This is a genomic window from Pseudomonas sp. PDM05, assembly GCF_014851685.1.
Taxonomy (GTDB): Bacteria; Pseudomonadota; Gammaproteobacteria; order Pseudomonadales; family Pseudomonadaceae; genus Aquipseudomonas.
In genome coordinates, this window is sequence record NZ_JACVAC010000012.1 from 24,005 (window position 1) to 45,998 (window position 21,994).

Sequence of the window (21,994 nt, forward strand, 5' to 3'; positions counted from 1 at the left end):
TCCATGCCTGACCGTTATATCGACTTCGCCAATTCAGGCCTCGGCCATCGTCTGGTCGCCGCCCTTGGCCTGCCGTCACCGGTACGCCTGGAACGCTGGCAGGCCGGGCGTCTGCGCCCGGTCGAAGGCGCCTTGTTACTCGGCGGTGGCGGGTTGGTGGACAAGGTGCAGGCATTCGCGCACAAACTCACCGACGCCATTTACACCTACGGCACCGAAACCTCGACATGGATCCCCGGACATGGCCCGAAGATCAAGGCCGTGGTATTCGACGCCAGTGAGTTGCAGCACACCGAGCAACTCAAGCAACTGCGCGAATTCTTCCAGCCACTGCTGAAAAACCTCGATAACAGCGCACACCTGGTGATCCTCGGTCGTGCGCCAGAGAGCTTTCTCAACCCATTCGCGGCCAGTGCCCAACGCGCCCTTGAAGGCTTCAGCCGGTCCCTGGCCAAAGAGTTGCGCAACGGTGGCGTGCTGCAATTGCTTTACGTCGGTGACGGCGCCGAAGACCAACTGGAAGGCGCGCTGCGATTCTTCCTCTCACCCAAAAGCGCATACATCTCGGGCCAGGTGATCCGCCTGGAAGCCTGCGCCACGCCGGTCGAGGACTGGACCCGCCCGCTGGCCGGGCGCACGGCGCTGGTCACCGGAGCCGCCCGAGGCATTGGCGCGGCCATCGCCGAGACCCTCGCCCGCGACGGCGCCGAGGTGGTCCTGCTCGATGTGCCCCAGGCCAAGACCGACCTCGACGCTCTGGCCGCACGCCTGGGTGCGCGTAGCGTCGCGCTGGACATCTGCGCCGACGCCGCCGCCGACCAGTTGGTCGAGCAACTGCCCACCGGCCTCGACATTCTGGTGCACAACGCCGGTATCACCCGCGACAAGACCTTGGCCAACATGACCCCGGACTTTTGGGACGCGGTGGTGGCGGTCAACCTGAATGCCCCGCAAGTGCTGACCAAGGCGCTGATTGACAGCGGCACCCTGCAAGACCACGCCCGCGTGGTGCTGTTCGCCTCCATCAGTGGCATCGCCGGCAACCGTGGGCAAACCAACTACGCCGCGAGCAAGGCCGGCTTGATTGGCCTCGCGCAGGCCTGGGCGCCGCTGCTCAAGGGCCGTGGCATCAGCATCAATGCCGTGGCGCCGGGCTTCATTGAAACCCAGATGACCGCGCATATCCCGTTCGGCCTGCGTGAGGCCGGGCGTCGCATGAATTCGCTGGGCCAGGGCGGCCTGCCGCAAGACGTCGCCGAGGCCGTGGCCTGGCTTGGCCAACCGGGGTCCGGCGCGGTCAGCGGCCAGGCGCTGCGGGTGTGCGGGCAAAGTCTTCTGGGAGCGTAGCCATGGATTGGCAAACCTTAGGCAGCACTCCGTTTCTGCCACCGCTGTACTGGCGTGCGGCGCTCAAGCGCCAAATCAGCGGCGACACCTTGCCCGCCCTGGGGCTGCGCTGCCGGGTCAGCGTCGACCCTACGCACGTGGCGGCCTATCGCAGGGTCTGCGGCTTTGCCGACAGCCCGATCCTGCCGGCGACGTACCCCCATGTCCTGGCGTTCGGCCTGCAGATGCAGTTGCTCACCGACACAAGGTTCCCCTTCCCGTTGCTGGGCCTGATTCACCTGGGCAACTGCATCCGTATCCACAGGCCCTTGGGCGGCATCAGCGAGCTGACCCTCAGCGTACACACGCAAAACCTCAAGCCTCACCCCAAGGGTGCGACCTTTGACGTGGTGACCACCGTCGAAGATGCCCTGGGCCTGCTGTGGGAAGCCGAAAGCCGCATGCTCTGCCGAGGCGTGAAGACTGACGGCAACGCGGCGGACGACGCCCTGCCCACGCCCCCCCCCGTCAGCGAACTGACACGCTGGCCCGCCCCTGCCGACGTCGGTCGGCGTTATGCCAGGGTGTCCGGCGACTACAACCCGATCCACCTCAGCGCCCTGACCGCCAGGCTGTTCGGGTTCCCCCAGGCCATTGCCCACGGTCTATGGAACAAGGCGCACGCCCTCGCCGCCCTCGGTGAGCATCTGCCCGCGGCCAATATCGAAATACACGTCGAGTTCAAAAAACCGGTGCGCTTGCCCAGTGAAGTGCGGTTATTCACCAGCGCAGCCGGTTCCAGTGGTGAATGGGTGTTGAAAGGCAGCGAAGAGATTGAGCATATGCTCGGCAAGTGGCAACCCATTGCCTGAAACAAACCGATAAATTGTATATATACACCTTAAGTGATAGCGGACTTCATAAAGTCCGCCCATTTATTCAACCCCATGTTTTTTAATATATATACATCCTCCCCCTACACCCTTCGTATTAATCGCCAAGTACAGACTTGCCCTCCCTATATAAATCGTTAATACCAAGTTGAGCATTGCGCGAAAGTTGCCCCAGGCCTGTGATGATTCCACGGACAAACCCATCGCTATCCAAAGAAATAGCGAGTGTTTGAAGACAACTCAGGTTGTACAGGTGCAAGGAACTCAATCATGAAAACTCAAGTAGTGTTTTGGAAAGCAAGTACCGCACTCGCCCTCGCCGTAGCACTGACACTCGGCGGTTGCAGCAGCGGCGGTGGTGGGCATCACAGCGGCGGCTCGTCCTCCACCGACGATACGACTGCCGGCACAGGTGGCACCGGCGGTGGTACTGGCGGCGGCACTGGAGGTGGAACAGGTGGCGGCACTGGTGGCGGCACTGGAGGAGGTACTGGAGGAGGCACAGGTGGCGGCACCACCGGTCCTGGCACTGGCACCGGCGGCACGACCACGCCATTGGTCACCGCCACCGTCGTCGACACCGTGGGCACTACCGTGACCGGTGCCGGCACCGCGGTCGAAAGCCTAGGCACCCAACTGGGCAACCTGCCGATTGTCGGCGCTACCGCCGGCGGCCTGGTGACTGCCACTGGCACCGCAGTGGGCAGCATCGGCACCGGTTTGTCGGACGGCTTGGGCACGCTCGGCACTGACAGCAACGCACTGGGCACGACCCTCGCCGGGGTCGGCAACGGTGTCTCGGACCTGGGTGATGGCGTGAGCACGACCGGCACCAACGTTGCCACCTTGCTCGGGCGCGTGCCCGTGGTCAGCGGTGTCGCGCCGGCGGTCGGCGGCGCAGTCGACAATGTCGGCAACGTCGTGACCATGCTCGGCGACACCCTGAGTACCGCCAGCACCACCGGCCCACTGGGTTCGGTCACCAACGCCGTCGGCGCCAGAGTGCTGGTGCCCGTGGTCTCGCTGGTGGAAAAAACCACCGGCCAAGTCGGCACCGCGACCGGCCTGAACAGCCCTGTCAGCGGCCTGCTGAATAAAGTCGGGAGTACCGTCGACGGTCTCGGCAATCAAGTCGCCAGTGCGGGCGGCACTGGCAACCCAGTCACCGGCGCGGTGGGCAGCGTGCTCAATGGCGCAGGTACCGTGGTCACCAGCGCCGGGGGCTACGTCAACCCAACCGGCGGCACGGGTGGCGGCACGGGGACAACCAACCTCGGCCTGCCGGAACTCATCGGCGGCGTGATCGCCGGCGCCGGCAACGGCCTCAATGCCGGCAACACCAATGGCCTGGTCAGTGCGGCGGGCATCACGGGCGGCAACGCAGGCGGCAGCGTGGCATCCCTGGGCACGCTGCTCGGCGGCAGTGGCGTGCCGAACAGCGCAGCGGGTGCGCCGGTGGCGGCACTCACCACCAGCGTGGGTGGCGCGCTCAACCCGGTCACCAGCGGCGTCACCAGCCTCACGCAGAACGTCGGTAGCGCCACTGGGCTCGGCGCTCCGGTCAATGGCCTGGTCACCAACGTCGGCGGGGCTGTGAGCAACCTGGGCGGCGCCATCGTCGGCACCAATGCCAACCCGGTCACCAATGCCTTGGGCGGCACTGTGAACGCCGTCGGCAACACCGTGGCCTCGGTGGGTGGCGTGGTCACAGGTGGCACCAGCGGCGGTGGGTTGCTCGGTGGCGGCCTGAACCTGGGCGGCAGCGCATCTGCCAGCGCCAGCGCCGGTACGAGCAGCAACGGCGGCCTGCTCGGAGGCCTGATTGGCAAGAAATAGAATTGCACCTGGCCGATTAGACGGCCTCCCCTACAGCGCCTACGCTTGGTTGAGACGAGAGACCCAGTAAGTCTCTCGTCTTTTTTAGCGCCAATGAAAGGCACCCGAACCGCGCCCCCAGAGCCCGGCGGGAATCTGCGAAACGCTGCAGCAGTTTTGACCATGGAGTGTCCTATGCGCGCTTTCACGCCGTTGTTGTTGCTCACCCTCAGTGCCTACGCCCACGCCGATACCCTGCCCAGCTTCCTTAATAGCAACGACACCATCCGCAACCTGCCCGTGCCCAACCTGCCCGCCGATGCCTATCGACCGAACACCCCGCAGACCCAGTTGCCGACGCCCGCAGCCAGCGAAGCAAAACCCTTATTGATGGACACCAAAGTGACCATCCGCAAACTGCAGATCGACGGTGGCACGGTCTACCCGCTCAAGGAACTGGCCCAGGCGTTCGAGCCGCTGATTGGCCACGAAACAGACCTGGCCCACCTGATCGAAGCCACCCGCAGCATCACCCGGCGCTACCAGGCGGATGGCTACTTGCTGTCCTACGCGTTCCTGCCGGAACAACATTTCGAAGGCGGCCTGGTGCACGTCGTGCTGGTGGAGGGCTATATCCGCGATTACCACGTGCAGGGCGACATCGGCTCGGTGTCGGCCTACGTCGCCAAACTCGCGGACAAACTCAAGGCCGAACGCCCCCTCACACGCAAGACGTTCGAGCGTTACACCACGCTGATGGGCGCGATACCAGGCGTGACGCTCCAGGCGCAAGTGCCGCCACCGGGCACCACCGACGGCGGCACCCGCATGCAGATCACCGCCAGCCGCAAGCCGTTCACCACCAGCATGAGCCTCAACCAGGCCAGCCGTGGCGGCCTGCAAGCGCTGCTCAGCGCTACCAGCAACTCCCAGACGTCCATGGGCGAGCAGTTGACCGTCAGTGGCCTGTTCCCGCCGGGCGACGACAAGGAACACTACTACCGCGCCGCCTACAGCCAATTCATCAACGCCGAGGGCACCCAACTGGCACTTTCGGGGGAACGCTACCGCGCCGACCCAGGCACCCATTTGCAACTGGGCGGCGGTTTCGAGCTCAAGCCGCACCAGGCCATCGACCGATTTTCCATTGGTTTGAGCCACCCGCTGATCGCCTCGCCGACCGAGTCGTTGAGCCTGGGTACACGCTTGTACGGCGTCGACCAGAAAACCCGCTATCAACTGGTGGGTTTCCCCAATCGCTTCGATGTCGAAACAGACCTGCGCGCCCTGGCCTTCGAAGGCGACTGGCGCAAGGCCGACAGCGACCAACTGCGCATCCTCAGCGCCGGTTTGTACCAAGGCATCAACGGCATGGGCGCCAAGACCCGCAGCGATCTGCAAGGGCTAAAACCCGACCTCGACTTCTTCCGCCTGCGCCTGTCCGGCGTGCAAAGCAACAAGCTGTTCGCCAGCAACTTCCAGGGCGTGCTGTCGGGGGCGTTCTACTGGAGCGACGACACCCTGCCCGACAGCGAACGCGCCACGTTCGGCGGGCAGAATTTCGGCCGAGGCTACCCGGATGACCAGGGTTCCGGCGACAAGGGCTGGGGCGTGGCCTACGAGGTCAACTACAGCTACAACCGCGCCGGCGACTGGGTGCGCATCCTGCAACCCTACGTGGTGTTCGACCGCGCCAAGACGTGGTTCAACGAAGTGCCGGTCAAGGGCAATAACCTGTCCTCGGCGGCCGTCGGCCTGCGCTTTGGCGACAGCAAGTACTACAACATTGCGCTGGAAGCGGCCAAGCCGATGTCGGACGTCGCGCTGGACAGCTTTGATCGGCGGCCGCGCTATACCTTGAGCTTCAGCTATCAACTCTGAACGGCAGGGTTGCAAACCTGTGGCGAGGGCGCTTGTTGCCTCGCCATTGAGGTCAGAGATGGCGTTTCTGGAGAGGAAACAGATTGTTGAGGGTATCGATCAAGCGCACCAGATAGATCGGCTTGCGAAACAGATCCAGCACTTGCAGGCGCAGCATGTCGCTGACGTCATCCATCTCGGCATGACCCGACATCACGATCACCGGCAGGTGCTGGCGGTCGGTGTGTTCGCGCAGGCGCTTGATCAGAGAGATGCCACTTTCCTCGGGCATGCGCAGGTCGGTGATGATCAGCGCGATGTCGGGGTTGAGGGTCAATTCCTGTAGCGCGAAGGTCACGGAGGTGGCGGTGAAACAGACAAATCCCTCATTTGCGAGGGATTCGGCGAGTTCGATCAGGGCGTCTTCTTCGTCGTCCACCAAGAGGATTTGTTGCCGGGAAGACGAGGCAGGGAGGCTCATGGAAAAAGATTCTGACACTAAGAATGTACTCAGGTTAGTCGCGTCAATAAAATGATCAAGTCGACAGCAGGCTCGTTTCGATCAGGTTGAACAATACCTTCACACGGTCGCTGATCGGGGTCATGAAAATACCGATCACCGCCGCGCACATCGCCGCCACAATGGCGTACTCGATGCCGGAGGCGCCGTCCCTGGCGCTCACCATTACTTGCACTTTCACGTACGCGCTGCGAATGCTGTCTTCGATGTGCATATAGAGCTCCGTCAAACTAAAGAGGAGAACGCAACGCATTAAAACATCAAGTACCGATCCCGGTTTGTATGGAAGTAAAGATAGCCTTCACCTTGGTGCTGATCGGCGACATGAACGCCCCGATGACCGCCGCACACATCGCTGCAACAATCGCATATTCAATACCGGAAGCCCCTTCCCTGCCATACGACAGGATCTGGATTTTGATGAACACCTTGCGAATACCGTCAAGGAACATATTGAACATATGACTTCTCCTTTGCGCAGGAAGCGCGATGTAGCGGGCTTGCAACATGATCTTGCTATGCCACAAGAGCATTGTCGGCAAATCCACTCCCAACAACTGTAACAAGCGACTAATCACAAAGTATTAGTCAGTTTCATGGCGCCAACCCCCCTGTATTTGTGTGGCGACGCATAATATTCAGACGGATTAATGGCGTTTTGTCCTAGCTCTACTACCTTCAAATAGCGAAATAGTCAGAAGCCCAGAATGCACTGATTGCGTAGTCGCTGGACGGACCCGATGGCAGGCCCGGCAGCAGGAAAGGGAGAGCCTTTATGAGCAGTCGTATCAGCATGATTCTGGCCGTGATATTGCTGCTCGGCGCGCTGATCGCCGGGTATTGGGGCCTCGTCCTGAGCCGGCCGGAGCCCATCACCGCCGTCGCGCCACCTGTCATTAACAACGCCCCCGTGGCTCCCGTCGAAGACCCGACCCGCCTACCCGTGGTCGTACTGATCCATGACGTGCCGCCCTTCGTCGCGCTGACCGCCGCCGACCTGAGCGTGGAAAAACTCAAGACCGTGCCCGCCGGCAGCCTGACCCGCCTGGACCAAGCCGTCGGCCGCGCCCCATGGCGCGCCCTGGAAGCCGGCACCTGGCTGACCGAAGAGAGCTTCAGCGCCGGCGGCAACCTGTCCCGCATGATCCGCCCCGATGAGCGCGCACTGGCGGTCGCCGTGGATGAAGTGACCGGCGCCGGCGGCCAACTCAACCCGGGTGACTACGTTGACGTGATGCTCTATCTGCGCCAGGAAAACGGCAACCCGCAACCCTCCGCACAAACCATCATCCCGGCCCTGCGCCTGCTGGGCGTGGGTGATCAGCTGGGGCTGACCAACGACGGCAAACCCGGCTCCCCGGTACCCGTCACCCAGGAAGACAAGGCCAGGCAACAACAAAACCGCGCCAGTGCGCGCACGGTGTTGCTGGCGGTGCCTGAACAGTTGATGACCCGCCTGGTCCTGGCCATACAAGCCGGCAACCTGCGCCTGGCCGTACGCAGCGCCGACGAGCAGCGCCTGAGCCACTACTGGAGCGGCGGCACCGACGCCATGGCCAACCTCGACAGCGCCAAGCGCGATCTCTACCAATTCAACCAACTGGCGCTCACCACGCCGCCCCTCGGCAACTTCAACCGGCCCGCCACCACGGGCGCCCCGCGGCGCTCTGGGGTCGAAGTCATACGCGGCAACCAGATCACTCAACAAACGCCCTGATAGCGCTAAGGATGTCTTGAATGAGCAGTCGTTCCATGCCGAAGTTTTCGCGAGTGTTCTGGGCCGTCATCACCCTCAGCCTGCCCGTCGCGGCCGCCCAGGCGGCTTCCGCCAACTGCGCCAGCCTGGGACAGTTGCCCGCCACGCTGGAGGTGGGTGAAGGGCTGCAACAGGCCATACAGTCGCCGGTCGCCATTACCCGGCTGGCCGTCGGCGATCCGAAAATCGCCGACGTACACGTCAACGGCAACCAGGCCTTCCTGCTCACCGGCGTCGCACCCGGCGCCACCACCCTGATGATCTGGACCGCCTGCTCGCCCAACCCGCGCCAGACCATGGTGTTCGTCAAAGGCAAGGCCACTTCGGCGTTGACCAGCCTGTCGCTGTCGCCATCGGATGACCCTTCGCTGCCCAGCCAGGTGCAGACCGACATCCGCTTCGTTGAAGTCAGCCGCACCAAGCTCAAGGAGGCGAGCACCAAGTTCCTGGGGATCGGCACCAACTTCTTCGTCAGCAGCCCGAGCATCGTCTCGCCCTCGGAGAGCGTGTTCAAACTGCCGGTGAGTACCGACAATTTCAACGTCGGCTTCGGCGGGGGTCGAGTCAAGGCGATGATCAATGCCCTGGAAAGCAGCGGCTTCGCCTACACCCTCGCACGCCCCAGCCTGGTGGCCCTGAGCGGCCAGAGCGCGACCTTCCTGGCCGGCGGCGAAGTGCCGATTCCGGTACCCAGTTCCGGCAGCGACAGCATCTCCATCGAGTACAAGGAATTCGGCATCCGCTTGACCCTCACCCCCACGGTGATCGACCGCAACCGCATCACCCTCAAGGTGGCGCCAGAAGTCAGCGAACTGGACTACAGCAACGCCATCGCGATCCAGGGCATCCAGGTGCCCGCGCTTACCGTGCGCCGCACCGACACCAGCGTGTCCTTGGCCGATGGCGAAAGCTTCGTGATCAGCGGGCTGATCAGCACCAACAACCGTTCGACCATCGCCAAGTTTCCCGGCCTGGGTGACATCCCGATCCTGGGTGCATTTTTCCGTGACTCCAACATCAGCCGCGAAGAAAAAGAGCTGCTGATGATTGTCACCCCGCACCTGGTCCAACCCCTGGCCGCCAACGCGCAACTGCCTTCGCTGCCTGGGGAAAAACTGCGCAGCTATGACCCGAACTGGTATCGCCTGTTCTTCCTCGAAAACGGTAATTTCGACCGACGCACGGGACTGTCCCAATGAGTGAAAGCCTGAGCCAGACCTTCCTTGCAATCACCCGCAACAGCACCGACCTGGAATGGCTGCAGGGTGCCCTCGCGCCCCTCGGCCAAGTGGTCAGCGCCGGCAGCGGCAGCCTCGACGAATTGCTGGCGTTGGTAGACGTGACCTTCGCCAACCTGGTGTTCATCGGCCTGGACCGGGAAAACGTCAGCAACCAGTGCGCTTTGATCGAAGGCGCCCTGGAGGCCAAGCCCATGCTGGCCATCGTGGCCCTGGGCGACGGCATGGACAACCAACTGGTGCTGAACGCCATGCGCGCCGGGGCCCGGGACTTTGTCGCCTACGGCTCGCGCTCCAGCGAAGTGGCGGGGCTGGTCCGGCGCCTGGGCAAACGCCTGCCCGCCGTGGCCCACACCAGCCACCTGGGCGGCCTGACCGTGCTGTACGGCACCCAGTGCGGCACCGACGGCGCCATGCTGGCCGACCACCTGGCCCACGTGGTGCAGAAAAGTGGCCAGCAAACCCTGGTGCTCGACCTGGGCCTGCCACGGGGCGACAGCCTGGCGTTGCTCGGCCTGGAAAGCTCGTTCCACTTTGGCGATGCCCTGCGCCACCTGCGCCGCCTCGACGCCACGCTGATCAACAGCGCCTTTACCCAGGCCGAGGATGGGTTGCGGATCCTCGCCTACACCGACGGCGACGATCCCTTGGAACAAACCAGTGCCGCCGAGTTGTACATGCTGCTCAGCGCCCTGCGCCAACACTTCCAGCACATCGTGGTGAACCTCACTGGGCAGCCGGACAGCGACGCCCTGCGCACCGTTGTCAGCCACTGCGACAAGCTCTTGTGGTGCACCGACCAGAGTGTGCTCGACTGCCGTCGCAACCTGGCGGTGCTCAATCGCTGGCGCGAAAAGGGCATGAAACTCGAACACGGGCGGCTGCTGATCGACCGCTACATCAAAGGCGCCGCGCCCGAGGCCGAAGCCTTGGGCAAAACCTTCGGCCTGGAGGTGATGGCCATATTGCCGCTGAGTGCAGACATCCGCCTCAACGCCAAGAATCAGGGCCAAAGCCTGTTCACCCTGGCCCCGCGCGAACCGTTGACCCAAGGCTTGCGCAACCTCGGCGAGCGCTTGGCCAAGCGCTCCGAAGGCCTTGAGAAACCCACCGCCAACTGGCTGACCCGTCTTTGGAGCACCAAATGAGCGGCGACAAACTGTTCGGCGGGCCGGGCGGGCGCAGCGCCGTCGGCAACACCGACCATGACGGCCTCAAGCTGGTACTGCACCGCTACATCATCGATGCCATCGAGGAGTCGGGGCGCAACCTGCTGGAAGGCACACGCCAGTCCCTCGCGCAGTTTGTGATCGACAAGGTCAGCGAATACATCACCCGCATGCACCTGGCGATTTCCCGCTACGAGATGGAACGCCTGGCCGAAGAGATCGTCGACGAACTCACCGGCTTCGGCCCCCTGGAAGTGCTGCTGCGCGATGCCTCTGTCACTGAAATCCTGGTCAACGGCCCCCATCGGGTGTTCGTTGAGCGCGAGGGGTTGCTGCACCAGAGTGACCTGCGGTTTATCGATGACCATCACGTGGAACGCGTCATGCAGCGCATCCTCGCGCCGTTGGGGCGGCGCCTGGATGAGTCCTCGCCGATGGTCGATGCGCGGCTGCCCGACGGCAGCCGGGTCAACGCGATCATCCCGCCGATTGCCCTGGATGGGCCGTGCCTGTCGATCCGGAAATTCCGCAAGGACATGCTCAAAAGCAGCGACCTGGTGGCGATGCAAACCATCGACCAGCCGATTTTCGAGTTCTTCCAGGGCGCGGTGGGCAAGCGCTGCAACATCCTGATCAGTGGCGGTACCGGCACCGGCAAGACCACCTTGCTGAACATCCTCAGCCAACTGATCAACCCCCATGAACGGCTGGTCACCATCGAAGACGTGGCTGAACTGCAACTGGGCCACCCCCACGTGGTACGCCTGGAAACCCGCCCGCCGAATGCCGAAGGCCACGGCGAAGTAAAGGCCAGCGACCTGATCCGCAACGCCCTGCGGATGCGCCCGGACCGCATCATCCTTGGCGAGATCCGTGGCGTCGAAGTGCTCGATGTGCTCACCGCAATGAACACCGGCCACGACGGCTCGATGAGCACCGTGCACGCCAACAATGCCCAGGACGCGCTGCTGCGCCTGGAGACGCTGGTGGGCCTGACCGGGCGCCTGATCGCGGAAAAAACCCTGCGCCAGATGATCTGCGCGGCACTCGACGTGATCATCCAATTGTCACGCCTGCCCGACGGCCGCCGCTGCGTCACCGAAGTGGTGGAAGTGGTCGGCGTGCGCGATGACATCTACGTCACCAATACCTTGTTCCGCCTCGACAAGCGCACCGGCTACGGATTCTTGCGCGAGGCCATCCACCCCGCCGGCGACAAGCTGCGCCGCGAGAGCCACCTGCCGCACTAGGAGGCGTGCCCCATGCTTGGTCCGATACTGCTCGCGCTGACCTCCCTGGCCATGTTGTTGCTCGGTGTGCAGTTGATGCGCCGCGGGGTACGTCAGGCCCAGACCGACCGCGTATTGGAGCGCCTGGCCCACGGGCAGCCGCAAGCCCAGGAAAGCAACCCACTGCTCAACAGCCTGGAGCGCGCCTTTATGCGTGCCGGCCTGGGCAAGCCGACCGAACGCCTGGGGCTGTGGCTGAGCCTGTGGGCGCTGGGCGTAGTGCTGGGCTTGCTCGCCTTCGAATGGCTGGGATTGCTGGTGATGCTACTGGGGCCGCCGCTGATCCTGCGCTTCTACATCTCACTGCGCTATCAACGGCGCTTGCAGCGCATGATCGAACAACTGCCGCAGTTGCTCGATCACGCGGTGCGCAGTCTCAAATCCGGGCGCACCCTGGCCGATGCGGTGCTCAACGCTATCGACGCCAGCGACGACCCACTGCGCACCGCCATGGGCCGCATCAAGCGCAATGTGCTGCTGGGCGTCAGCCTGCCGGAGGCCACCCACGATTTCGCCGAGCTGTATGAACAGGATGAATTGCGCCTGTTTGCCCTCGGTTTGAAGGTCAACCATCGGTATGGCGGCAACGCCAGCGAGCTGCTGGAAAACCTGATCAAGATGATCCGCGAGCGCGACCAGGGTGCGCGCCAACTGCGCGCAATGACCGGCGAAACCCGGGTCACCGCGGTGGTCCTGGCGTTGTTGCCGGTCAGCGTGGCGAGCTATTTCCTGCTGACCAACCCGACGTATCTGGTGGGCATGTGGGCCGATGACAGCGGCCAATGGTTGCTGATCGGCGCCTTCAGCATGCAGGTCATCGGGTGCGTGGCGCTGTGGCGCATGCTGAGGAGCGTCTGAGATGGCCGTGATGATCAGCATCGCCCTGTTTTTCGCGGCACTCGCGCTGCTGGTCATCAACCTGCTCGCCCATCGTCGCCAGCAGCGGCTGGTCAGCCAGCGGCTACAGGGCAACACCGTACGCGATGACAAGATGGGCCAGTTGCTGCGTCAGTTGGGCAATACGCGCATCGGCCAGCGCACCATCAGCCTGGACAACGAAACCCAGACCCTGCTCAACCGCATCGGCTGGAGAAAGGCCAGCCAGCGCTCGATGTTCGCCGCCTGCCAGGTGGGCGCGCCGATTCTGTTGCTGGGCCTGACGATCCTGGTGCAAAGCCTGTTTTTCCCGGACGTCGCCCATGTCTGGCCGGTGCCGTTTCTCGGGTTTGCCGTCGGTTACCTGCTGCCCAAACGTGTGCTGGCCTCCGTCGCCAAACGGCGCCAGGAGCAGATCGCCCAGGAGATTTCGACCTTTATCCCACTGCTGCGCATCCTGTTCGAGTCCGGCATGGCGGTGGAGCAAACCTTGCGGGTCATGTCCAACGACTCCCAGACGTTGATGCCGGTGCTGACCGCCGAGTTGCGCCTGGTGCTGGCACGGGTGGACTCGGGCCTGGAGCTGGGCGAAGAACTGAGCAAAACCAGTCTGATGCTCAGCGTGGATGAGTTCACCGACACCTGCACCATCCTGCAACAGCTGCTGTATCAGGGCGGCGGTGCGATGAAATCGTTGCAGGCCCTCAAGCAACTGCTCGATGACCGGCGCCTGACGCGCATGCAGGAATTCATTTCCAAGATGTCGGCCAAGATGTCGGTGGTGATGATGGTTTTTCTGTTTCCCGCGCTGCTGATCGTACTGGCCGGCCCGGGGTTTATTGCCATATCCAAGGCCATCGGCACTTGAGAGGACGCACCATGAAATTACTGTTTGCCGCCTGCAGCCTGCTACTGATCAGTGGTTGCGCGAACATGGGCCAGGCTCCCTGGGCCGGGTTCGCCGGCACCGGCAGTTGCACCAAGCCCAACGCCGACCAGGAGCTGTCGCTGAACCTCGCCGACGACATGGCCAACGACGGCAAGCTACACGCCAGCCTGGCCAATCTGCAGAACCTGTCGGACAACCTGCCGCAGGTGCGCCTGCGCAAAGCCAAGGTCTACCGCTTGCTGGGACGCAGCGAGGCCGAAGGGTTATATCGCGGCCTGCTCGGCACGTGCCTGGCGGCCGAGGGCGAGCACGGGCTGGGCCAACTGGCGGTGGCCAAGGGGGATAACGGCCAGGCCATGGAGCATTTGCAGCGGGCAGCCAGGTTGTCGCCCATCGACGAGAAAATCCGCAATGACCTCGGCGTGGTCTACCTCAACCAGTTGCGCCTGGAGGACGCGCGCTTCGAATTCCTCACCGCCATGGAACTCAACCAGAGCAGCTCACTGGCGGCGGTCAATCTGGTCACCCTGCTGATCTATCAGGACAACTGGACGCAGGCGTCGCAGTTGGTCAGCCGCTTTGGCTTGAGCCCCGAGCAATTCACCCAGGCCCAGCTCCGCGCCGAACAACTCAAGCGCTCGGCGCCCCGCGCCAGGGAGCAAGTGGCAACCGTCAGCGACGCACGGCAAGTGCCCGTCAAATAAGTATCCGAGGGAGTATTCAGATGACACTCAAACCGTTCGCCCACCTGCTGCTGGCCACCCTGCCCCTGAGCGCACTGGCCATCGAGCCCGGCCCGTCATCGCCTTATCAACAGCAGACCGAAGGCTGGCTGCAGATGCAGGTCACCGGGCAATTGGCTTCGTCCACAGCGCAAAAAGCCTCCCCGGCGGAACGCGAGCAGGCCATGCAACGCTTGATCGAAAGCTACAAGCACCCCATTCCCGAGTACTACGACCAGAAGCAGGGTGGCGCCGCGAAGAGTGGCAGCAGTAACTAGTGGGCGCTCACGCGCTGGCGGATCGACGCGCTGGCGGGTGACAGCGCGAGCGCCAGTTGCGTGCGGTTGTGCATGTGGGTCAGGCGCAGCACCTGGGACACGTAGAGCTTCACCGTGTTTTCGGTGATGCCCAGTTCGCAGGCGATCTGGTAGTTGGTCTGGCCCTTGCCGACCAGGCGCGCCACATCCAATTGGCGCGGCGACAGTTGCTTGAAGATCACCGGCATTTCGGCGCCTTCGACGTCGTCGCCCAGGGCGTCATCAGTAGCAGGTTGCGGGCCGCTGCGCACCTTGTCGAGGTCGTGGTAAAGGTCGTCGATCGACGCGGACAGGAACTGCAATTTCTGATTCAACTGCCCCAGTTCCAGATCCTTCTGGCGCTCATGCAACGCGGCCTCCTGGCGTTGCAGGCCTTCAAGCAGTTCTTCGAGGTTGATCGGCTTCTGATAGTAATCGGCGATGCCCGCCCGCAGCGCCTTGATCACGTCCTGTTTGTCGGCACGCCCGGTCAGCATGATCGCCTCGAAGGCGCGGCGTTTGCCGGCAAGGCGTTGCAGCTCCTGGACCAGCTCGATGCCATCCATTTCCGGCATGTGCAGGTCGCACAGCACCAGGGCGATTTCAGCGTCTTCACGGAACCGCGCGATGGCCTGCCGGCTTGAATCGCAAGGCACGCAACGGTAACCGCTGCTTTCGAGGTATTCGCACAACTCTTCCACGATCAAGGGCTGATCGTCGACCACGAGGACTTTCATCTGAGAGATAAGCTTGTTCACGCTCTACTCCATGCCTGGCCAAGCAAAAATCGGTTCAAAACGGTACAACCGCGTCTATTTCGCACATCCTGGCTATAAACGTAGACGCACTTTCCGACTATGTACATAGAGCTACGCTACGTTGCGATCAGTGGGTTCCAAAGCCAGGCGAGGGTAAATCCGACCAACAAAAACGGCGCGAATGGCTGTTTTTTTGACTGGTGCGGGCCGAGGTACTCAAGGGCATTTCTAAGCCCTTGATTCATCAGCGGCCACAATTTTGGCGCCAGCAGCAGCCACACCGCGCTGGCCAGGCCGGCACCGACAAACGTGCCGAGCAAGTACGTGCAATTGCTCGCCAGGCCCAGGGCCGCCAGCAGTTTTACATCCGCAGCGCCAAGACGCCCCAGGGCATAACCGGGCAAGGTGAACACCACGGCAAGGGCAAATGCCCAGGCGCCCTCGGCCGGCGTCGCGCCCAGCCAGGTGGAACCGCTCCACACCAGGTAAACCAGTGCCAGCACGAAACCGCCGAGGGTCAGGCGGTTGGCGATCTGGCGTTGACGGGTATCTTGCACGGCGCACAGCGCCAGCCAAGCAAACACGATGAGGCTGTGAATCACGTAAAAAAAATCCCTTTTTACTGAATGACTCTATGCTGATATCAAGTAGTCGTTGTCAGGGTAGACGCGGTCATGAGAAAGGGCCTCCCCAGAAAACAGAAAGGTGCCGCCGCGCTTGAGTTCGCGATGGTGTTCATAATCTTTTTTGCCGTGTTTTACGGTTTGGTCAGCTACAGCCTGCCGTTGCTGTTGCTGCAATCGTTCAACCAGGCCACGGCCGAGGGTGTCAGGCGCAGCGTTGCGCTGGACCCCACCACCCCCGGTTACTCCAGCGCCGTCACCGCACGTGCCGTGGCGACCGCCCAGGCTCAATTGCAGTGGCTGCCTGCCGCGTTCAAATTCGTCCCGGGCTATGTCACCGCCACCTACTCGGCCGGCAACCTGTTGACCGTGCAAATCAACTACCCCTCCGACAACCTCAAAAGCGTCCTGCCATTCCTGGTGCTGCCGGGCTTCGGCACCGTGCCCAACCTGCCCACCACGCTGTCGGCCCAAGCGAGCCTGCAATTTTGACCTCGGGGGAAAAGTTCTTCGACCGCCTGCTCGGCCGCCCGCCCGAGTCACACCTGCCCGCGGCGCACGTCCCCGTCAACGCCGGTTTGCAGATTGACCTGGACAACCTCGGCCGCGTCCTGCAAACCCACGGTCCGCTGCGTCATCGCCTGGTCAAACACACCGCCGAGCAACATCCCGAACCGCTGGTGGACTACCTGTGTGCCCACAGCGCCGTGGTGATCGAGGGCAGCCCCGCCGATTGGCAGGGCCAAAACCTCGACCTGGATTTCAATGGCTTCGCCGGGCGCCCCCTGCAAACCCGTGGCTGGATCCAGCCCAGCGGCGACGGCTGGGTTTTGCAACTGTTGGACATCGGCGACTTGATCGGCCACCGCGAGCACGCCGAAGCCCGCGAGCAACACCAGTTGCTCAGCGCCCAGGTCAGCGAACGCTTGCGCGTGTGCAGCCTGACCCGGCTGCCGGAAGTGGTGCAGGACAACCTGCAAAGCATCGCCCAACACTTTCAGATTCCCTGTGTCGCCATCGCCCTGCTCGACGAACAGGACCTGGGCTGGCGGGTCCACAGCCAATACCGCACGTTTGACGCCCCGGTGCTGTGGCACGATGGCCAGGCACTCGGCGCGGCCCTGGACAGTTTGGGCGGCACCGCGCCCTTGAGCCTGACCCTCACCCACGGCCACAGCGAGCATCCGCGCCTGCAAGGCATCTTTGCGAATGCCGAGGGGTTCCTGGTGCCCTATCGCGATGACCATGGCGTCGCCGCCTGGCTGCTGTGCGGTTTCTACCACGCCCAAGACACCTTCGAGCGCGACTGGCTGCAACTCACCGCAGCCCTCGCCGCGCCCCTGCTCAGCCGCCTGCGCGAACAGCGCCACCAACAGCAACTGGATCGCCTCGAAGCCCTGCAAGGCCTGCTCGGCACAGGTTGGTGGGAACTGCCCAACCTCAGCGACGACATCCAACTGGCGCCCCAGCTGCAACAGCACCTGAACCCCGACGAAGCCACCACACGCCACACCTTGAGCGACTGGCTGCGGCTGTTTCACCCCGCCGACCGCGAGGAACTCGCCAGCCGCCTGCACGACTTGCAGACCCTGAGCAAACCGCTGTCGACCAGCGTGCGCCTGCACCGTCTCGACGCCGCGCAAAACCCCATCTGGTATCGCGTCCAGGGCCAGGCCCTGGGCGTCGGCAACCATCGGCGCCTGGTCGGCTTCATGCTCGACATCAGCGACATCAAAAACCAGCAACAGCAAGCCGCTGCCGCCCACGCCCGGCTGGACAACCTGATCGCCAGCTCACCGGCAATCATCTATGTGCAGCGCTACGTCGAAGGCACCCTGCAACCGCTGTTTTTCAGCGACAGCCTGCTGCCGTTGCTCGGCCGTACGCTCGCCGAATGCACGGCCGCCAGCCTGATCGAATGGCTGCACCCCGACGACCGCGACCTGTATTTCGAACGCACCCGCCAACTGCTGCGCGAAGGCAATGTGCGCAGCCGCTATCGCGTGCAGGACAAGCAAGGCAACTATCACTGGCTGCTCGACGAAGCCAGGCTGCTGCGCGACGACCTGGGCCTGCCGGTCGAAGCCGTGGGCCTGTGGTTGGATGTGACCGAGGCCACCCTGGCGGCGGAGCACGTCAAGCAAAGCGAGGAACGCTACCGCATCCTGGTAGAGGACTCACCGGCGATGATCTGCCGCTACCGCCCCGACCTGACCCTGACGTTCGGCAACACCCCGCTGGCCAACTATCTGGAGTGCCGCCCGGAACAATTGCCGGGGCTGAACCTGGCGGATTGGCTGTCGGCCGAACAACGCGACAGCTTTGTGCAGCGCATTGGCCGACTGACGCCGGAGTTCCCGGTCAGCACCGCCGAAATCAGCCTGCAACTGCCGGGGCGCGAACATGCCTGGTGGGTATGGTCGGACCGCGGCGTGTTCGATGAGCAGGGCGCGCTGGTGGAAGTGCAGGCTGTGGGCCGCGACAACACCGAAGTGCGCCGCTCCCAGCAACAACTGACCCAGAGTGCCAAAATGGCCACCCTCGGCGAAATGGCCACGGGCCTGGCCCACGAGATCAACCAACCGTTGAACGTGATGCGCATGGCCATCGTCAACGTGCTCAAGCGCGTGCGCGATGGCGATGCACAAATCGACTACCTGACCGAAAAACTGCAACGCATCGACACCCAGGTGCAGCGCGCGGCGCGGGTGGTCGACCATATGCGCGTGTTCGGCCGCCGCTCGGAAGTCGAGCAGCACCCCTTCGACCCGGCACAAGCGGTGGAAGGCACGCTGTCGCTGCTCAGCGAAGGCTTGCGCGGCAAGGGTGTGGAGTTGCGCCTGACACCGCCGGACTTCACGGCGCAGGTCAAGGGCCACGTCGACCAGTTGGAACAGGTGCTGATCAACCTGATCGTCAACGCCCGCGACGCGTTGCTCGGCCAGCGCGAAAAACAGCCGCAGCTGCGCCCCTGGATCGCCATGCACAGCGAGCATGACGGCCGCCACGTGCGCATCTGGGTCGAGGACAACGGCGGCGGCATCGACCCGCGCCTGCTGGAGCGGATCTTCGAACCCTTCTTCACCACCAAGCCGATTGGCGTAGGCACCGGCCTCGGGTTGTCGGTGAGCTACGGGATTGTGGAAAACATGGGCGGACGCCTGAGCGTCAGCAACGGCGAGCACGGCGCCCGGTTTTGCGTGGAGTTGCCGCTGGCCTAGTTCACCAGCGCCGCCTGGCCATGGGGGCGGCAACTGAGGTTGGCACCGACTTCGACCTGGTTGAGGTTGATGCCGAGGGTGTTCAGCAGGCCGTTGACCAGTGGGTCGACGACTGGGCTGAGTACGTTGCCGATCAGCCCTCCCAGCGTGGTATTCAAATCATTGAGCAACGTTGCGCTGGTCACCAGCAAGCCGCCCAGCAGGTTGAAGCCGGTGGGTTTGTAAACCTGGAACTGAATGCCCGCCAATGTCGTCTTGAGCGAGCCCACCAGCCCGGTGGTCGAGAATGCGTAGTAGAGCGCCGGCTGTTTGATTTCCGGCGGTTGATTGTAGGTGTGAGCACCAAGGGCCGCAGTGGTCGTCCCGACAGGACTGTTGATACTCAGCCCGATCCCGCCGCCATAAAACGCCTTGCGTGTCGCGGGGTCGCACGTGGTCGGCCCGAGCCCCAGCAGCGGTTTGAAGCAGGTGATCGCGCCGATGTCGACCACCGGTAACGGCGGCACAGGACTCAACGGCGGGCTGGAGGCCAGCGAGTTGATCAACGTGGGAGTCTGGCCGATCTTGACGGTGACTACCGAGGCGTTGGATTGGGTGGTCAAGGTTTTGGTCGCGTCGCTCACGCAGGTGAACCCGGTGACATAACTTTCAGCACTGCCCAATTCCAGAATCACATCCACGCCGGTGATAGGGGGGCTGGAGGCCGAGGTCAGCACTTTCAGGTCTGTACGCTCGCAGTAACCGCCCAATACACACAACAACGATGACACGGTCCCGCCCAGGTTCAGGCTCAACAAATTATTCAAAACGTCAGAAAGCGGACCGAGCAACCCGTTCAAGACCAGGTTCACTGGCGCCGTGTCGAGGAGTGGCAGCCCCACCGTCAACCCAACGCTGACTTGCGCCGTGCGCACATAAATCCGCGTCGTCGCATCGGTTTTGTTCTTGGCGTACGTGGGATCGCCAATCGCCGACAACTGCGGCGGCTGGATCACTTTGATCTTGAGATTCGCCGTGACCCCGGGCAGCGTCACCGGCACGTCGGCAACCACGGCACTTGTCTTGTTGGCCAACTGCACAAACGCCTCGATCAACTGGAAGGCATTCACCGTGGTATTGAGCCCCGCGGACACCGCGCCGGTCTGCACTTGCATCAAGCTGCCCAACGTCACGTCCAGGTTGCCCACCAGCGCACTGATCTTCGCCGCCCCCGCTGCAGCCGCCACCGAGGCGGTGCTGCCTCCGGCCTGCAACACCGTGACCGCTGCATCCACCAACTGACCGAGCTTGAGGTTCTTGGCCAACAACTCATCGTAATTGCCTGCCTGCACCCCCACGTTCAGCGCCAGTTGGTTCAGGTAACTGAGCAGGTTTATATCGGTGCCCACCAACCCTTGCCAGCCCGCCAGGCCCACCGACAGGTTGCCGCCCAGCAGCTTGCCGAACAGCAGGTCCAGGGCGTCCGACTTGCTGGAGTCGACCGTCAGCACCGTCGACTTGATCGTCAACTGCGCCTGCGGCGGCAGAATCTTCGGCGCGGCGACGGCCCTGGCGGTCAATTGAGTCATCACGTTGTAGGCGTTGCCATTGACCAGCGTCCAGACGCCACCCGCAACGCTGGTCAATACCGGACGTGAGGCGGTCACCTGGATGGCATCGGTCTTGGTGGAGTCCTGGCTGAACACGCGCAGGTTGCTGGCATTGGTGCTCAGCACGCCGCAGCGCACGTCCAGTGCACTGCCGGGGGGAATGACATAGCCGTTGCGCGTGGCGCTGGCGCCGGCAAAGGTCGGCGCGGTGTTGGTGGCCGGTATGCAATTGCCGTTGCGCTGCACCGCTTCCAGCGCGGCCATGTCGGCGATGCCTTGCAGCTTGCGCTTCTCCAGGTACAGCCGCCCGCTATCGACGACCAGCAACAGAAAGACCAGCGCCAGCCCCAGGGTCAGGGCCGCCATCAAGCCAATCGCACCACGCTGCCTGGAACGAAGCCGGGGAGACATCGAGCACTCCTTTAGCGCTTACTCTCCGTAGTGCAGTGGAGTGTAGACAAGGCGTTGCGGCCGCGCCGGCCAGTCGCCACATTGGCGACTGACGGAGATTGTGGGGCGTGCACAAAGCTAGAGGTGGGAGCGGGCTTGCTCCCACAGGGGGATTGCGGTGTTGGTTAGTGCGGCGGGTAGTTGGAGAGAATTTTAGTCACCGTCGCGCGGATGGCATTGCTGCGATCCTGGGGATTCGGCGTGCTGCTCATCATCTGCTCGTCGCTGCCGCGCCACACCAGCTTGCCGTCCTTGCCGTCGAGCAGGTCGATCTGAAGGGTCGCCACTTTGTAAGTGATGTTGCGCGTTTCGTTGTACATCGGCGCGCCCCAGTAGCCGTTCCACGGGCCGCCCCAGGCGCCGCCGTAGTTGGTGGTGACTTGTTGCTGGCGGTCTTCGACGATCAGGTAGGCCTGCACCTTCAAGTCCGCCTTGGCGCCAGCCGCCGCCGGACGCAGGCCGCGCTGGTCGAGTTGTTCGCCGACGGCCTGGCGGATGCGTTGTTCGGTGAGGTCGCTCTTGATCCGCGGGTCATCCGGGCGGTATTGCAGCGCCGGGTCTTTCCAGGCCCAACTGCGGTACGCGCCGAAATCACGGCTGGCGTCAAAATCGTGGTTGACCTGGCTGGTCTGGCAACCGCCCAGCAGCACTACAAAAGCGAGCGTTGCGATACGACGAAACATGAGTGTTCTCCAAAATAGACC

Annotated in this window: 21 protein-coding genes; 14 read left to right on the plus strand and 7 right to left on the minus strand. The window is 63.2% G+C overall.

The genetic code is table 11. From position 1 onward, the window contains the following. The first annotated feature begins 3 nt into the window (after positions 1–3). The 4 genes from IB241_RS21180 (at position 4) to IB241_RS21195 (ending at position 5,915) form a co-directional block, all read left to right on the plus strand. Complete coding sequence (locus tag IB241_RS21180; RefSeq protein ID WP_192300162.1) at positions 4–1,347, plus strand: 3-oxoacyl-ACP reductase; 1,344 nt, start codon at positions 4–6, stop codon at positions 1,345–1,347. A 2-nt stretch (positions 1,348–1,349) separates the two neighbouring features. Then, positions 1,350–2,198, plus strand: coding sequence for a MaoC family dehydratase (locus IB241_RS21185; RefSeq protein ID WP_192300163.1), 849 nt, complete (start codon positions 1,350–1,352; stop codon positions 2,196–2,198). A gap of 291 nt (positions 2,199–2,489) precedes the next feature. Further along, positions 2,490–4,055 carry a collagen-like triple helix repeat-containing protein gene (locus IB241_RS21190; RefSeq protein ID WP_192300164.1) on the plus strand — a complete coding sequence of 522 codons (1,566 nt, stop codon included), beginning with the start codon at positions 2,490–2,492 and terminating at the stop codon, positions 4,053–4,055. A 174-nt stretch (positions 4,056–4,229) separates the two neighbouring features. After that, a complete protein-coding gene (locus IB241_RS21195; protein WP_192300165.1) occupies positions 4,230–5,915 on the plus strand; it encodes a ShlB/FhaC/HecB family hemolysin secretion/activation protein in 1,686 nt (561 codons plus the stop codon). A gap of 52 nt (positions 5,916–5,967) precedes the next feature. On the opposite strand, the gene IB241_RS21200 is transcribed toward IB241_RS21195, so the two are convergent. From IB241_RS21200 to IB241_RS21210, 3 genes are read right to left on the minus strand one after another with little or no spacing between them, the layout of a single operon-like run. Then, positions 5,968–6,375 carry a response regulator gene (locus IB241_RS21200; RefSeq protein WP_192300166.1) on the minus strand — a complete coding sequence of 136 codons (408 nt, stop codon included), beginning with the start codon at positions 6,373–6,375 and terminating at the stop codon, positions 5,968–5,970. A gap of 55 nt (positions 6,376–6,430) precedes the next feature. After that, positions 6,431–6,628, minus strand: a complete 198-nt coding sequence (locus tag IB241_RS21205; protein ID WP_192300167.1) for a Flp family type IVb pilin — start codon at positions 6,626–6,628, stop codon at positions 6,431–6,433. Between the two features lie 46 nt (positions 6,629–6,674). Beyond that, positions 6,675–6,875 carry a Flp family type IVb pilin gene (locus IB241_RS21210; protein WP_412547883.1) on the minus strand — a complete coding sequence of 67 codons (201 nt, stop codon included), beginning with the start codon at positions 6,873–6,875 and terminating at the stop codon, positions 6,675–6,677. Positions 6,876–7,189: 314 nt separating this feature from the next. On the opposite strand from IB241_RS21210, the gene cpaB reads away from it, so the two are divergent. The 8 genes from cpaB to IB241_RS21250 are packed head-to-tail and all read left to right on the plus strand — an operon-like array spanning position 7,190 to position 14,631. Beyond that, a complete protein-coding gene (gene cpaB / locus IB241_RS21215) occupies positions 7,190–8,131 on the plus strand; it encodes a Flp pilus assembly protein CpaB (protein ID WP_192300168.1) in 942 nt (313 codons plus the stop codon). Positions 8,132–8,151: 20 nt separating this feature from the next. Beyond that, the gene (locus IB241_RS21220; RefSeq protein ID WP_192300169.1) at positions 8,152–9,369 is read left to right on the plus strand and encodes a type II and III secretion system protein family protein; all 1,218 of its coding nucleotides are present in this window, start codon (positions 8,152–8,154) and stop codon (positions 9,367–9,369) included. Next, a complete protein-coding gene (locus IB241_RS21225) occupies positions 9,366–10,556 on the plus strand; it encodes a pilus assembly protein (RefSeq protein ID WP_192300170.1) in 1,191 nt (396 codons plus the stop codon). Before IB241_RS21220 ends, IB241_RS21225 begins: the two co-directional genes overlap by 4 nt. Continuing rightward, positions 10,553–11,827, plus strand: coding sequence for a CpaF family protein (locus IB241_RS21230; protein ID WP_192300171.1), 1,275 nt, complete (start codon positions 10,553–10,555; stop codon positions 11,825–11,827). The genes IB241_RS21225 and IB241_RS21230 overlap by 4 nt, the downstream gene beginning before the upstream one ends. 12 nt (positions 11,828–11,839) lie before the next feature. Continuing rightward, positions 11,840–12,724: a type II secretion system F family protein gene (locus IB241_RS21235; RefSeq protein WP_192300172.1), complete on the plus strand. Its 885-nt coding sequence runs from the start codon at positions 11,840–11,842 to the stop codon at positions 12,722–12,724. Between the two features lies 1 nt (position 12,725). Beyond that, complete coding sequence (locus tag IB241_RS21240) at positions 12,726–13,610, plus strand: type II secretion system F family protein (RefSeq protein ID WP_192300173.1); 885 nt, start codon at positions 12,726–12,728, stop codon at positions 13,608–13,610. Between the two features lie 11 nt (positions 13,611–13,621). Continuing rightward, entirely contained in the window at positions 13,622–14,335 is a 714-nt protein-coding gene (locus IB241_RS21245) for a tetratricopeptide repeat protein (protein WP_192300174.1), read from the plus strand. Between the two features lie 20 nt (positions 14,336–14,355). Further along, positions 14,356–14,631 (plus strand): DUF3613 domain-containing protein, encoded by a 276-nt coding sequence (locus IB241_RS21250; RefSeq protein WP_192300175.1) that lies wholly within the window; start codon positions 14,356–14,358, stop codon positions 14,629–14,631. On the opposite strand, the gene IB241_RS21255 is transcribed toward IB241_RS21250, so the two are convergent. Both IB241_RS21255 and IB241_RS21260 read right to left on the minus strand, forming a co-directional pair. Beyond that, complete coding sequence (locus IB241_RS21255) at positions 14,628–15,407, minus strand: response regulator transcription factor (RefSeq protein WP_192300176.1); 780 nt, start codon at positions 15,405–15,407, stop codon at positions 14,628–14,630. The genes IB241_RS21250 and IB241_RS21255 overlap by 4 nt on opposite strands. Before the next feature lie 116 nt (positions 15,408–15,523). Beyond that, positions 15,524–16,009, minus strand: coding sequence for a prepilin peptidase (locus tag IB241_RS21260; protein ID WP_192300177.1), 486 nt, complete (start codon positions 16,007–16,009; stop codon positions 15,524–15,526). 72 nt (positions 16,010–16,081) lie between these two features. On the opposite strand from IB241_RS21260, the gene IB241_RS21265 reads away from it, so the two are divergent. Together IB241_RS21265 and IB241_RS21270 are read left to right on the plus strand one after the other, a co-directional pair. After that, the gene (locus tag IB241_RS21265) at positions 16,082–16,522 is read left to right on the plus strand and encodes a TadE/TadG family type IV pilus assembly protein (protein WP_192300178.1); all 441 of its coding nucleotides are present in this window, start codon (positions 16,082–16,084) and stop codon (positions 16,520–16,522) included. Next, positions 16,519–19,251, plus strand: coding sequence for a PAS domain-containing sensor histidine kinase (locus IB241_RS21270; RefSeq protein ID WP_192300179.1), 2,733 nt, complete (start codon positions 16,519–16,521; stop codon positions 19,249–19,251). The genes IB241_RS21265 and IB241_RS21270 overlap by 4 nt, the downstream gene beginning before the upstream one ends. Here IB241_RS21270 and IB241_RS21275 read toward each other — a convergent pair. Together IB241_RS21275 and IB241_RS21280 are read right to left on the minus strand one after the other, a co-directional pair. After that, complete coding sequence (locus tag IB241_RS21275; protein ID WP_192300180.1) at positions 19,248–21,251, minus strand: pilus assembly protein TadG-related protein; 2,004 nt, start codon at positions 21,249–21,251, stop codon at positions 19,248–19,250. The two genes, IB241_RS21270 and IB241_RS21275, sit on opposite strands and share 4 nt — an antisense overlap. A gap of 164 nt (positions 21,252–21,415) precedes the next feature. Next, a complete protein-coding gene (locus tag IB241_RS21280; protein ID WP_192300181.1) occupies positions 21,416–21,973 on the minus strand; it encodes a DUF4136 domain-containing protein in 558 nt (185 codons plus the stop codon). Positions 21,974–21,994: the final 21 nt, after the last annotated feature.